This is a genomic window from Flavobacterium tructae (assembly GCF_002217475.1).
Taxonomy (GTDB): domain Bacteria; phylum Bacteroidota; class Bacteroidia; order Flavobacteriales; family Flavobacteriaceae; genus Flavobacterium; species Flavobacterium tructae.
The window spans coordinates 14,075-28,161 of the sequence record NZ_MUHH01000036.1; the positions used below are offsets into that span (position 1 = coordinate 14,075).

12 protein-coding genes are annotated in these 14,087 nt (G+C 35.7%); 3 read left to right on the plus strand and 9 right to left on the minus strand.

Going from position 1 to position 14,087, the window contains the following annotated elements:
- Positions 1–160: 160 nt before the first annotated feature.
- Both miaE and glyA read right to left on the minus strand, forming a co-directional pair.
- Positions 161–754 (minus strand): tRNA-(ms[2]io[6]A)-hydroxylase, encoded by a 594-nt coding sequence (gene miaE / locus B0A80_RS16300; protein WP_089077964.1) that lies wholly within the window; start codon positions 752–754, stop codon positions 161–163.
- A gap of 227 nt (positions 755–981) precedes the next feature.
- Positions 982–2,256, minus strand: a complete 1,275-nt coding sequence (gene glyA, locus B0A80_RS16305; protein ID WP_089077965.1) for a serine hydroxymethyltransferase — start codon at positions 2,254–2,256, stop codon at positions 982–984.
- A 108-nt stretch (positions 2,257–2,364) separates the two neighbouring features.
- Here glyA and fahA point away from each other — a divergent pair, with 108 nt between their 5' ends.
- Positions 2,365–3,648 (plus strand): fumarylacetoacetase, encoded by a 1,284-nt coding sequence (gene fahA / locus B0A80_RS16310; RefSeq protein ID WP_089077966.1) that lies wholly within the window; start codon positions 2,365–2,367, stop codon positions 3,646–3,648.
- Between the two features lie 173 nt (positions 3,649–3,821).
- On the opposite strand, the gene B0A80_RS16315 is transcribed toward fahA, so the two are convergent.
- Entirely contained in the window at positions 3,822–4,862 is a 1,041-nt protein-coding gene (locus tag B0A80_RS16315; protein WP_089077967.1) for an agmatine deiminase family protein, read from the minus strand.
- A gap of 229 nt (positions 4,863–5,091) precedes the next feature.
- On the opposite strand from B0A80_RS16315, the gene B0A80_RS16320 reads away from it, so the two are divergent.
- Positions 5,092–6,612 carry a choice-of-anchor I family protein gene (locus B0A80_RS16320; RefSeq protein ID WP_089077968.1) on the plus strand — a complete coding sequence of 507 codons (1,521 nt, stop codon included), beginning with the start codon at positions 5,092–5,094 and terminating at the stop codon, positions 6,610–6,612.
- Between the two features lie 218 nt (positions 6,613–6,830).
- Positions 6,831–8,099 (plus strand): OmpA family protein, encoded by a 1,269-nt coding sequence (locus tag B0A80_RS16325; protein ID WP_089077969.1) that lies wholly within the window; start codon positions 6,831–6,833, stop codon positions 8,097–8,099.
- 118 nt (positions 8,100–8,217) lie between these two features.
- Here B0A80_RS16325 and B0A80_RS16330 read toward each other — a convergent pair whose 3' ends face one another.
- The 6 genes from B0A80_RS16330 to B0A80_RS16355 form a co-directional block, all read right to left on the minus strand.
- On the minus strand, positions 8,218–9,105 hold the full coding sequence (locus B0A80_RS16330; RefSeq protein WP_070908498.1) for a carbon-nitrogen hydrolase: 888 nt from the start codon (positions 9,103–9,105) through the stop codon (positions 8,218–8,220).
- Positions 9,106–9,275: 170 nt separating this feature from the next.
- Positions 9,276–9,689: a hypothetical protein gene (locus tag B0A80_RS16335; protein ID WP_017497082.1), complete on the minus strand. Its 414-nt coding sequence runs from the start codon at positions 9,687–9,689 to the stop codon at positions 9,276–9,278.
- 336 nt (positions 9,690–10,025) lie between these two features.
- On the minus strand, positions 10,026–10,913 hold the full coding sequence (locus B0A80_RS16340; RefSeq protein WP_089077970.1) for a DUF808 domain-containing protein: 888 nt from the start codon (positions 10,911–10,913) through the stop codon (positions 10,026–10,028).
- Between the two features lie 438 nt (positions 10,914–11,351).
- Complete coding sequence (locus B0A80_RS16345) at positions 11,352–12,386, minus strand: hypothetical protein (RefSeq protein ID WP_165769273.1); 1,035 nt, start codon at positions 12,384–12,386, stop codon at positions 11,352–11,354.
- Positions 12,387–12,480: 94 nt separating this feature from the next.
- The gene (locus tag B0A80_RS16350) at positions 12,481–13,518 is read right to left on the minus strand and encodes a hypothetical protein (protein ID WP_089077971.1); all 1,038 of its coding nucleotides are present in this window, start codon (positions 13,516–13,518) and stop codon (positions 12,481–12,483) included.
- Positions 13,519–13,540: 22 nt separating this feature from the next.
- Positions 13,541–14,035: a T9SS type A sorting domain-containing protein gene (locus tag B0A80_RS16355; RefSeq protein ID WP_070908503.1), complete on the minus strand. Its 495-nt coding sequence runs from the start codon at positions 14,033–14,035 to the stop codon at positions 13,541–13,543.
- Positions 14,036–14,087: the final 52 nt, after the last annotated feature.

The window sequence follows — 14,087 nt, forward strand, 5'->3', positions numbered from 1 at the left end:
TTTCCGTTTTTGTGGCACTCAAATATAGTGAATTACGGATTGTGAATGGTGAAATTTTAGATGTAAAATGTTAGATGTGAACTGTTAAATGTGAAATATTGGATGTGAACTGAATCCTAAATACTGTCCAACGAAAACTGTAAACTGTAAACTAAAAACATTACCCGTGAATAGTTTCTCCTTTTCCGTAATTGGTAATAATTGATTCTTCAAAAGCCAGCCACTCTCTCCAACGCTTTTCTACGTCAATTCCAACGCCGTACTTTCGGGCATAGGTAATAAAAGTAGTATAATGTCCTGCTTCACTTTCCATTAACTCTCTGTAAAAAACGGCCAGTTCTTCGTCCTGAATATTTTCAGAAAGCACCTTGAAGCGCTCACAGCTTCTGGCCTCGATCATTGCAGAAAAAAGCAATCTTTCTACCAGTCCGGAAACACGGCTTCCGTCTCCGCTTTTCTTCATGTACTGATACAGTTCGTTTACGTAATCGTCTTTACGCTCACGTCCAAGCTTCAACCCTCTTTTAATGATAATATTATGAACCTGCTCAAAATGGTCGATTTCTTCTTTGGCTAAGGCCAATAAATCCTGCACTAAATCCTGATACTCAGAATTGTTAGTGATAATTGTAATCGCATTTGTTGCTGCTTTCTGCTCGCACCACGCATGATCCGTCAGGATTTCTTCAATATTTTTCTCTACGATATTCACCCATCTTGGGTCTGTTGGCAGTTGTAATCTTAGTACGCCCATTTTTTTGTTTTATTTGTTTCAGGTTTCTTTTGTTTCAGGTTTCAAGTTTCAAGTTCCTTTTGTTTCAAGTTTCAGGTTGCTTCCACAACTTACAAGATTTAACGTTCTATATTTTCCGCGGTAAAAAACATGAAACTTAATTACTCCCAGAACTAAAAAAAGTTTAAAGTTCTATACTTTTTACAGTACAAAACTTTAAACTTGAAACTTTTAAGCTTGAAACTTTATTAGTATACGAAAATTGGTCTTTCGCTCATCATTTCATTTACTTCGTCTGCTACTTCTTCGATAACTGCTTCGTTTGTATGATCTGTAAGTACTTTGTCAATTAAAGCAACAATCTTTTCCATATCTTCTTCTACTAAACCACGAGTAGTGATTGCAGCTGTTCCTATACGGATTCCTGAAGTTACAAATGGTGATTTATCATCAAATGGAACCATATTTTTATTTACTGTAATTTCTGCTTTTACTAATGCATTTTCAGCTTCTTTACCAGAAATACCTTTATTTCTTAAGTCGATCAGCATCATATGATTATCTGTTCCGCCAGAAATAATGTTGTATCCTCTTTTTACAAAAGCATCAGCCATAGCGTTTGCATTTTTCTGCAATTGCATAGCATAAGTAAAGAAATCATCTTTAAGTGCTTCACCAAAAGCTACTGCTTTAGCAGCGATAATATGCATTAAAGGTCCACCTTGATTTCCAGGGAAAACAGCAAGATCTAATAAAGAAGACATCATTCTGATTTCTCCTTTTGGAGTTTTTAAACCTTGTGGGTTCTCGAAATCTTTCCCCATCAAAATCAAACCTCCACGTGGTCCGCGTAATGTTTTATGAGTAGTTGTAGAAACAATATGACAATGTGGAATCGGGTCATTCATCAATCCTTTAGCGATAAGACCTGCAGGATGAGAAATATCAGCAAACAAGATAGCTCCTACACTGTCTGCAATTTGTCTGAAACGTGCAAAATCCATATCACGTGAATAAGCCGAAGCTCCTGCAATAATTAATTTTGGCTGTTCTTTAGTGGCGATTTCCTGAATTTTATCATAGTCTAAACGACCCGTTTCAGCATCTACACCATAAAAAACAGGACGGTACAAACGACCTGAGAAATTTACAGGAGAACCGTGAGTTAAGTGACCTCCGTGAGATAAGTCGAAACCTAAAATAGTATCTCCAGGATTTAAACATGCATGGTAAACTGATGTATTAGCCTGAGATCCAGAGTGTGGCTGAACGTTTGCATATTCAGCTCCAAATAATTCTTTGGCTCTGTCAATGGCAATTTGCTCAATTACGTCTACTACTTCGCATCCTCCGTAGTATCTTTTGCCAGGGTAACCCTCGGCATATTTGTTAGTTAAAACAGAACCAGCTGCTTTCATTACCTCATCACTTACAAAATTTTCTGAAGCAATAAGTTCTAATCCGTGAATTTGTCTGTCCTTTTCTTCTAGTATAAGGTCAAAAATTTGTTCGTCGCGTTGCATTTTTTCGTTTTTCGTTAATTTCCTGCAAAAATACAAAAAAACGTTTGTCAAACTGTTAGATTATGATATATTTGACATAGAATTTTTCAACAAATAATTAACATTCACATGCCAATAACCGCTAACGATACTAAGAGAAAATCATGGTTAGAAGTACCAGAAAATAGTGATTTCCCTATTCAAAATATTCCATTCGGTATCTTTCTTACCAAAGAAAATGTTGTTACTGTAGGAACAAGAATTGGCGATTACGCTATAGACTTAGGGGCTCTACAACAATTAAACTACTTTGCAGGAATAGATCTGACTGATGATATGTTCATGCAGGACACTCTTAATGATTTCATTTCTTATGGAAAAATAACCTGGAGATTAGTCCGTAACCGAATCGCTGATATTTTCGACGAGACCAATCCACAATTAAGAGATTCAAAAAAAGACCGCGATATTGTTATTTTCAATATTGATGATGTCGAAATGCAATTACCGGTTTTAATTGGTGATTATACTGATTTCTATTCCAGTAAAGAACACGCAACGAACGTTGGAAAAATGTTCCGTGATCCTGAAAACGCTTTATTTCCTAACTGGTTGCACATACCAATAGGTTACCACGGAAGAAGTTCTACCATTGTTCCGTCAGGAATTCCGGTACACCGTCCAATGGGACAGACTTTACCTGCCGGTCATGATACTCCGGTATTTGGTGCTTCTCGTTTAGTAGACTTTGAATTAGAAACTGCTTTCATCACTACAGATGTAAATGTAATGGGTGAAAACATTTCAACTTATGAAGCAGAGGACTATATCTTCGGAATGGTTCTATTAAACGACTGGAGTGCCCGTGATATCCAAAGATGGGAATATGTACCACTTGGGCCATTTTTAGCTAAAAACTTTGCTTCTTCAATTTCTCCGTGGATTATTACAATGGATGCCTTGGAACCTTTTAGAACTAAAGGCCCTAAACAAGATCCTACCCCACTTCCGTATTTACAGACAAAAGGAAAGAAAGCGTATGATATTCATTTAGAAGTTTCCTTAAAGCCTGAAGATCAAGAAGAAACTCTACTTTCAAGATCTAACTTTAAATACATGTACTGGTCTATGGCACAGCAGTTAACACATCATACCTCTAACGGATGTCGTGTAAACTCCGGTGACATGATGGGTTCAGGAACTATTTCAGGACCAACTCCTGACAGCTTAGGTTCTATGCTGGAATTAACATGGGGAGGAAAAAACCCTATAACCTTAAACGGTGGTGGCGAACGTAAGTTTATCGAAGATGGCGATACCGTAATCATTAGAGGTTACTGCGAAAGTAATGAAGTACGTATTGGTTTTGGAGAAGTTTCAAGCCAATTATTACCTCCTTTTGTGAGACAATGAAGAGATCCTGCCGTATCGGAAGATATATAAGCAAAAAACCTTGTTAGTCAGCTAACAAGGTTTTTTTTTATTCTTTTTGCCACAGATTAAAGGATTAAAAACTGATTTTTTATAATCTGCAAGAATCCTTTAATCTGTGGCAAAAAAATTCGATACCCTTCGAAATCTAAAAATTAAGCCGGAATCTGTTGACTCAAGCAGTGTAATGTTCCAAAGCCCCAGATAAAATCAATACAGCTGATACCGATTACTTCTCTGTCAGGAAAACATTCGGCAAGTATATTCAAAGCTACACGATCATTGCTGTCGTTAAAAGTAGGAACCAAAACACAATTATTCAAAATTAGGAAATTCGCATAGCTGGCCGGTAATCTTAACGTATCAAAATCAACACGTTTTGGCATTGGTAATACTACGATAGTCGGTGATTTTCCGTCTTCCAGTTTTGCATTTTGCAAACGTTTCAAATTGTCCTGTAATGGTTTATAATTAGAATCGTTTTTATCCGTTTCTACAATCGTTACAATGGTATCTTCGTTTACAAATCGGCATAAATCGTCGATATGTCCGTGTGTATCATCTCCTTCTATTCCGTCACCGAGCCATATTACATTGGTAACTCCTAAGTATTCCTTAAAAACAGCCTCGTAATCTTCTTTGGTAAAACCTGCATTTCTAACCTGAATGGTCGGATGCATCAAACATTCTTCAGAAGTCAATAAAGTTCCTTTTCCGTTTACATCAATTGCACCGCCTTCTACAATTACAGGTTTCCCCTTATACATTACCTGTGTAAGCGGAACATCAATAAAATCGGCTATTTTAGCAGGAACAAATTTATCCAGCTGGTAATTTTTATACTTCGCCCAACCATTGAAATTAAAATTCAAAGCTTCTCTTTTTGAACCATTTTGTACAATAATTGGTCCCGAATCACGCATCCAGCTTCTATTGGTTTTGTGAACAATAAAGGAAACATTCGCCAGATTCACACGTCCCATTTCCAGCATTCCACTTACTTTTTCTTTTAGTTTTTCATCGGCTACAACCAAAAAAACAGTTTCAAAAGTGGCTACTTTTTTAATAAATTCTACAAAAGCCCATTGAACAGCTTCGTATTTTCCCGGCCAGTCGTTTCCGTTATGCGGAAAACACAATACAATTCCTTGTTGTTTCTCCCATTCCGCCGGAAATCTTCTATTATTTGTTGACATAAAATGATTCTAAATTTGAAAGTGCACAAAGATAATGAGATAATGTGATAATTAGATAATGTGATAATTAGATAATTGGACAATTAGACAATTGAACAATCTAACAATTTAATAATTAACAAATTAACCAATTATCTAATTGACAGATTAAATTAAAGATTAAATAATAAAGCCTTAATATAAGACCACAATCTGCTAATTACATTTGGCAAAACTAAAAAACACAAAAATGAAAAATGTAAGCCTTTCATTATTAGCTGCTTTATTTGTTATGGCAAGCTGTAATAATGATGAAACCTCAAAAAATCAGGAATCCGAAGTTGTGGTCAACGAAAATCCGGGTTCTTTCAAAGAAATCGGTTCTATTACCATTGGCGGAGAAGCAGCCGCCGAGATTTCGACTTATGATGAAAAAACAAAAAGACTTTTTACAGTAAATAATAGCGGAACGAATCAAATTGATGTCATTGATATTTCCGATCCTACAAAACCCGTTAAAATTGGTAAAATCGATCTAACTCCCTACGAAGGTGCTTCCAATAGTGTTGCGGTTTACGATGGGAAACTGGCTGTTGCTTTAGAATCAACCCTTAACAAACAAGGAAATGGAAAGGTAGTTATTTTTAATACCAGCGACTACAGCTTAATCAAACAAGTCACCGTTGGTGCATTACCGGATATGATTACGTTTTCACCGGATGGAAAATTCATCATGACGGCTAACGAAGGAGAACCTAACACTGATTATACGCAGGATCCAAACGGAACCATTTCTATTATTGATACAGCTACTTATGCAGTTACAACTTTAGATTTCAGTTCTTTTAGTGGTCAGGCCGAAGCTTTGAAAAAAGAAGGATTTAGAATTTCAAAATTTGCCAAGAGTTTTGCTCAGGACATAGAACCTGAATACATCACCATATCTGATGATTCTAAAACGGCCTGGGTTACTTTACAGGAAAACAATGGTGTTGCCAAAGTAGATTTAACTTCTAAAACCATCACAGCTCTTTATCCTTTGGGCTTTAAAAATTTCAATACCGCCGAAAATGCCATTGATGTAAGTGATAAAGACGATAAAATTGCTTTTAATCCCTGGAAAGTAAAAGGAATGTACATGCCGGATGCCATTAGTCATTTTTCAGCTAACAATACTCCTTATTTTATTACAGCCAACGAAGGTGATGCCAGAGAATATGCTGCCTACGCAGATATTAAAAGAATGAAAGACATGAAACTGGATGCTACTGCTTTCCCTGATGCTGCGGCTTTAAAATTGGAAACTAATTTAGGAAGACTTAATCTTATTGCTGATATGGGAGATACTGACGGCGACGGTGACCTGGATGAGTTGGTCGCTTTTGGAGCCCGCTCCTTCTCTATCTGGAATGGAAATACCGGAAAAATTGTTTATGACAGTAAAAATGATGTTGACAAAAAAACGAATGAGCTCGGAACTTACGATGACAAACGCAGTGATGACAAAGGTTCTGAGCCGGAAGCAGTCGTTGCCGTTAAAATGGGAACTCAGAATATTTTATTTGTAGGTTTAGAAAGATCTGATGCTTTTATGACTTATGATGTAACAAATCCTGCTTCACCACAATATTTACAAACCGTAAAAACCGGTGATGCTCCGGAAGGAATACTCTTCATTCCGGCTTCTAAAAGTCCAACCAAAAGAAGTTTGTTAGTGGTTAGCAGTGAAGGAGATGGAACTGTAAAAATATACCAGCCAGATTTAAAATAACCTTCACATTTACAATTTCAAAAAGGGGCTAAAAATTAAATTTAGCCCCTTTTTTTGACCAAATATTTTGATTTCATTAACATATTTGCATAATTAAAACCCAAAAGATGGGAATTATGTAAGACCAAATAGAACACTATCTAAATTTCGTACTCTAAATTTGTCCTGAGTTTAAAAGTTAAGGCTCAAAAATAATATTAAATAAAAATTTGGATATCATGAAAAAGAAATTAGCTTCAGTATCACTTTTACTACTATCAATCGCTGCCAGTGCGCAAAACACGACAACGACATCGGCCCAGTCTTCAATTGACAAACCTGCTTACAATAAATGGTCTATAGAATTAAACGGAGGTTTAAACAAACCTATGAGAGCCATAACACCTGGCTATTCAACAGAATCACTTAGTGCATTTCATGCCGATTTAGGTGCAAGATATATGTTTAATCCTAAATTTGGTTTGAAGCTGGATGTTGGATACGATCAATTTCAGGAGCGTAAAGACACTCCGGAGTTTGACAGCAAATATTACAGAGCAAGTTTACAAGGGGTTGTTAACCTTGGAAGAGCTTTAAACTTTGAAACCTGGACAAATACTTTTGGTTTATTGGCACATGGAGGTTTTGGTGTTTCTCAATTAAGCAGCGATAAAGGTTTTGACGGTAAAGATTATATGGCTCACGGAATTATGGGATTAACCGGACAAGTGAGATTAAGCAACAGAGTTGCTTTAACCGGAGATCTTACCGGAATTGTTAACGGAAGACAAAACCACAACTTCGACGGAAAAGGAGTTCCTGCTACCGGTTCATTAGATGGTGTGCTGTTAAATGCATCTGTTGGTTTGACATTCTACCTGGGTAAAAATACAAAACATGCTGACTGGTATTCTGAAGACAATGAAAGACTGAATAAATTAGAAGACCGAGTAAATACAATTGAAACTAATCTTATTGATACCGATAAAGATGGTGTAGCTGATTTGTATGATTTAGAACCCAATACAATTTCAGGAGTGGCTGTTAATACTAAAGGACAATCTATTGACACCAATCAAAATGGTGTTCCGGACGAATTAGAGAGCTATTTAGATAAAACTTATGCTAAAAAAGGAAGTGAAGCAGCTCCAACAAACAAAACGGTTGAAGAATTAATTAACGGAGGGTATGTAAATGTATACTTTGATTTCAATTCTTCTAAACCAACCAATACTTCTCTATCTGGTGTTGATTTCTTAGTGAAATACCTGAAAAACAATTCTGGTAAATCTGCTGATATCATTGGTTATGCTGACGAAATTGGAAACTCAAGCTACAATACTGAATTATCAAGAAAAAGAGCTGAAGCAGTTAAAAAGATTGCAACAAATGCAGGAATCGATGCTTCAAGGCTGAATGTGATTGCTAATGGTGAAGACACTTCTGTGAACAAAAATTCAAAAGAAGCACGTCAAATCGTAAGAAGAGTTACTTTCCAGGTGAAATAATCTCTCTATATATTTTTAAAATCCACTTCAGACTAGTTTTGAAGTGGATTTTTTTTGCACAAAAAAAGGACGAAATTTAGATTTCGTCCTTTCTTTTATTTTTGAGTATCAGTTAAAACTAATCGATCGCTCTTTTGGTAATGTCGCCAAAAGCATCAATTCTTCTGTCTCTGAAAAATGGCCAGTTCTGACGTACGTTTTCCTGTAGATCCAAATCAACTTCAGCAATTAGAATTTCTTCCTGGTCATGAGAAGCCTGAGCTAAAATCTCCCCCTGAGGTCCCGCGATAAACGAAGCTCCCCAAAACTGAATTCCTTCTGTTCCTTCAATATACTTTTCTAATCCAATACGGTTTGCAGCGGCAACAAAAACACCATTCGCAACAGCATGACCTTTCATTACGTTCATCCATGCGCCATATTGATTTACTCCATACTCTTCTTTTTCTTTTGGATGCCATCCAATTGCTGTTGGATAAAATAAAACCTCAGCTCCTTTTAAAGCAGTAATACGTGCTGCTTCCGGATACCATTGATCCCAGCAAATAAGTGTTCCGATTTTTCCTTTTTTAGTCTCAATAGCCTGAAAACCTAAGTCACCCGGTGTGAAATAGAATTTTTCATAGAAATGCGGATCGTCCGGAATATGCATTTTACGGTATAATCCTGCTTCTGTTCCATCCGTATCAATGATGTAAGCACTATTATGATAAATTCCTGCCATTCTTTTCTCAAAGAAAGGAACAATAATTACCACCCCTAATTCCTTTGCTAAGGCACTAAAAGCAATAAATGAAGTGCTGTAAAGCGGCTCGGCTAATGCAAAATTATCTACATCTTCGCTTTGGCAAAAATAATGACTGCTGTACAATTCCGGAAGCAAGATTACTTCAGCTCCCTTAGTAGCTGCGTCTCTTACCCAGCTGATACATTTTTTAAGATTATTCTCGGCAACATCATTCAGATTTAACTGAATAACGGCTATTTTATACTTTCTTTTCGGCATGACATAAAATTTAGAGTGCAAAAATAGTATTTTTTGAAAGAATGACAAAGAACACCTATCTTCCAGTTCTTATAAAAAAGAAAACCATCTTACAAATATTTCATTCTATTAAAGAATCAAATATTTGCAAAATGGTTTCGTTACCTAAGATTTATCCGGTAAGAACTTAATTATTCAATAACCACTTTTGTCGTGATAAACTCCGTTTCTGATTTTTTGAATTTGATTTCAAATGTTCCTTTTGTTGCAGACTTAAATTTATAAACTGTCTTTTTAGGATCCGGTACCTGCATCGTACAAGGTCCTGTTGGATATTTTGCTTCCACTTGCAACCCTTTTACTCCTCCAATTGTTACTTCGCTAATTTTACTGAATTCTCCACAAGCGTTATCGACAATAAAAGTAACATCGTAGCTTAGTTCTTCGTTAACCTTCCCGGTTGCAGGACCTTTCACTTCGGTCACTAAAGCAGCTTTAGTAATTGATTCAGGAATGCTTGGTGCGTCATTATCGTTACTGCATGAAACTAATCCAATAGCTAAAAATAATACTACAAAAACTGATTTTAATTTAAACCTTTTCATATAAAATAATAATTAATTGTTAATTACTATGAAGATGCCGTTGGATGGCAATGGTTGCTTTTCAAATTTGTTAATTCTTTCTACAAAACCAATAAACCGCTAAAAATCAAACCTTTATTTCACCAAAATACTTTAAAAAAAATACCCGTTTCTTATGAAAAACCAAAATTTATCGCCTAGCCCCGATAGAAACGGCATCCTTTTTCCTGCTTCTTTAGCAGGGAAAAGATAGAGTGAATAGCGGGACAAAAGTTCTTTTAAAAATGAGTTACAGTGCTTCAAAAAAAAACACCAGCCTTTCGACTGGTGTTTGTTGTATTTAGGATACTGTTTCTTTTAAGCAGCTTCTTTTTTACCGAATATCTTTTTAAACACATTTATTACAGCCAATACTACAAAACCTAACACTAAACCTGTGACAAATTCTTTTATGATAGAAGGGACATTAATCTCTTCCATTAGATGATGTAAAAACGGAATATAGTGTACAAAAATTCCTCCTGCTACTAAAATCAAAGCTATTGTACCAATCACGGTTAAACTTTTAATGACCAAAGGCAATGCTTTTACTAGTATATTTCCGATAAATTTCGATATGCTTTTCTCTTTTTTACTGAATTTAATAAGCTTATACCCTGCTTCATCCATTCTGACAATAAGTGCCACGATACCATAAACACCAACAGTTGCAACTAAGGCAATTATTGACGTTACTATGATTTGCTGACTAAGGGGCTGACCAATTACGGTGCCTAAAGCAATAATTACGATTTCGACAGATAAGATAAAATCGGTTACGATCGCCGATTTTATTTTTCCTTTTTCAGCTTCTAAAATTTCTTCTTCTGTAAACGTTTCATCTGTGATTCCCTCAGATTCTTCGTGTTGGTGCGGAAATATAAATTCGTAGATTTTTTCTGCTCCTTCGTAAGCCAAAAATAAACCTCCAAGTACCAGAATTATAATGATCGCTACCGGCAAAAAAGCACTTAACACAAAAGCAATCGGTAAAATAATCACTTTATTCAATAAGGAACCCTTACTGATTGCCCATAATACCGGAAGCTCTCTTGAGGATGCAAATCCTGAAGCTTTCTCAGCATTTACGGCCAAATCATCACCCAAAATACCTGCTGTTTTTTTTGCTGCAACTTTACTCATTACTGCAACATCATCCATGATTGCTGCGATATCGTCTAATAGTACGAAAAAACCTGATGCCATTATACTTATTTTGTTTTAGAAAAATCACTTAATTAACTGGTTTTAAATACACCAAATTAATACGTGATCCTGGTTGTTTATTGCTGCGAATCTAAGACTTTTTTGTTGATTTTTCTAGCCAAAAATTAACTACATTGTCCTAAAAGTACCCAAATAATAATAAACACGAAAATAGTTCCAAAACAACCTCCTCCTAATTTTTTCGCACCGTAACCCGCTATTAATCCTCTAAAAATATTGTTCATTGTATTTCGATTAAGATTATTCCTCTTTTGATTTGATTTTCAAACCACTACCGTAAAGTTCTATACTTTATTCGTAATTATTTTATACTACTTTAAGAAAAGATTACATTATTTATGAATCGAAATTCTTAAATAAAACAAAATGCCAGCCTTTCGGCCAGCATTTTTATAAGTACTATGATTAAAAGTAAACTTAATCTGTTGTAACACTTGAACCTCTGCCAATTAAAGTAGCTTTATCCACAACACCTTGTCCCGTAGGAGGAGCCGATGGTTTTTGATTTTCTAATCTAACTCCCTTAAAAGAAGAGAGATTTAAAAACCTGCTTAAGATCAGATTAATCTGAGAACTTGGAAGTGCATTACTTGTAAAATCAAGAGTTGTATCCTTATCTGCGATTGTAGACAAAGAAGGCAATTCAATAGAAGTTAGAAGTATGTTATTGTGAAAATATAAGCCTTTACTTGTCGTTAATACAGGAAACGCAATAAACGTTAAAGATGGATTATTCAGAATACCAGTATCGTATCCCTGTATTATTTTCAATGCAGGAAATATAATCGATCCTAATTTATTGTTATTATCTACATCTAAATCATTGTAAACCTCCTGAAGATTGCTCAAATTTACATTAGTCAACTTTGAATTATTCTGAATCTTTAAGGTTACCAGTTTTTTCACGGCACTCAAATCTATACTTGTCAAATTTGTTGTGCTTGTCACATAAATATTCTCGGTATAAGGCCCGAACTCAGCATCTATTTGCGCCACAGCCTGTGCATCTGTAATATCGCCAGTAATTATTATACTTGGTTTTCCTTTGTTCTGACTGCTTCCTGCATATAAAGCATAAGGCACACTTAACAACTGGCTTGTGCCACTGATAGTATAGTTTGTTCCTCCTGTCGGATCGATTTCGGTCTTGATAAAGTGTGATCCGGAGCCCCAATTTATTCCTGAAAAAGTTCCTGTAGTTGGTGTTCCGCCTCCTATTTCTATAGTGGCTAATCCATTGCTGTTTGTTGTGGTGGTTTGGGTTTCTACATAAGAAGCTGTACCACTAGTTGAGCCTGCCAGTATACTCGTTTTGATGCTCACTAAAGTACCGGCAACCAATGTCCCGTCGGTTTTACGAATGACTGATTGGTAACTCATTTTTTGCGGAGCCTGTGCAAATAAAACAGTAAAGGAGTTCAATAATAGTAATGCAAGAGTAATTTTTTTCATCAATTTTTCTATTGTTAGAGGTTTTCTTTATGATTTTTTACCTTTTTATTGTCTTGCCATGGTTCTTGCTGGCAAAAAAGGATTAATCCTAAATTTAATCGGTTGAAATACTATTATTTGTTTTTATAGTTGCTTTATCGATAATCCCTTGTCCGGTAGGTGGAGCTGGTGGAGTCTGACCTGACAAATCAATAAACTTTCCGCTTGCAGGGGTAACATTTAGCAGTTTACTTAAAAGTGAATTGATGTGATAACTTGGAAGTGCATTTCTACTCACTTGAAAACTGTACTGAGTACTATAAAATGCAGAAAAAACCGGTAAATCAATATAAGAAAGAAACGGATTAGCACTGATGTAAATCGTTTTAGTTTTAGCTAATAAAGGAAAAGAAACAGATTGTAATGCCGAATTACCTGAAAAATAAATTTCAGAAGCGAGTACTGTTTTTAAAACAGGAAATGAAATGGAAGCCAATTTTGCATTGCCTTCTACATATAATACATTATAAACTTCCACAAGGTTGCCCAAAGTTACATTAACTAAACTTGAGTTACTTTTTATACTTAATTCCACCAGCCTTTTTGCAGCACTTAAGTCTAAAGTTGTCAAATTTGTGGTATTCATAATGTAAACATTTTCCGTCTCAGGTCCGAACTCAGCAGCCATTTGCGCTGCCGCTTGTGCATCTGTAATGTCACCAGCTATTATTACACTTGTCTTACCTTTGCTTTGACTGTTTCCAGCGTACAAGGCATATGGCACACTTAACAACTGACTTGTACCGCTAATGGTGTAATTACTACCTCCTGTTGGATCAATCTCGGTTTTGATAAAGTGCGATCCGGAGCCCCAGTTTATTCCTGAAAAAGTTCCTGTAGTTGGTGTTCCGCCTCCTATTTCTATAGTGGCTAATCCATTACTGTTTGTTGTGGTGGTTTGGGTTTCTACATAAGAAGCTGTACCAGTTGTTGAGCCAGCCAGAATACTTGTTTTAATACTCACTAAAGTACCGGCAACCAAAGTACCGTCGGTTTTACGAATAACCGATTGATAGCTCATTTTTTGCGGAGCCTGCGCAAATAAAAAGGTAAAAGAACTTAATAATAGTAATGCAAGAGTAATTTTTTTCATATCTTTTTCTGCTGTTAGAAAGTTATTTTTTTATGATTTTAAACGTTTTTATGGCTTTACCACTGTTACTTACTGTCAGAAAATAAATACCGCTATTTAACCCTTGCATAGGTACACTGGTATCAGGGCTTGTTACTTCTACTTTTTTGGATACGATTTTTCCGTTAGTGTCAAATAATTGGCATGATAAATTATTCCATTCGTTTGTAGCAACAGTCAAACTAAGTACATCAACAGCAGGGTTAGGATAAGCAGTCATTGCAAGAGTAATACCTTTAAATTCATCATTTCCAAGGCTGATTATTTCATAAGCCTGTTGAACACCTTGCAAAACAAAGCCATTAGCTCCTCCGGGTAAACTTGTGTAGGCAATCTGTCCTACTGAGTAACTCGAGCTACCCCCATTCCCGGTGGCATTCCCACCTGAAACGACTACACTCTCTTGTGAATAGCCATTGGCAATAAATGAAAAAACCGTAATAAATAAAATTAAAAAAGTGCGTAGATTTTTTTTCATATAATTGATTTACTGATTAGTTATTCAAATATAGAATAATTATTATACAGAA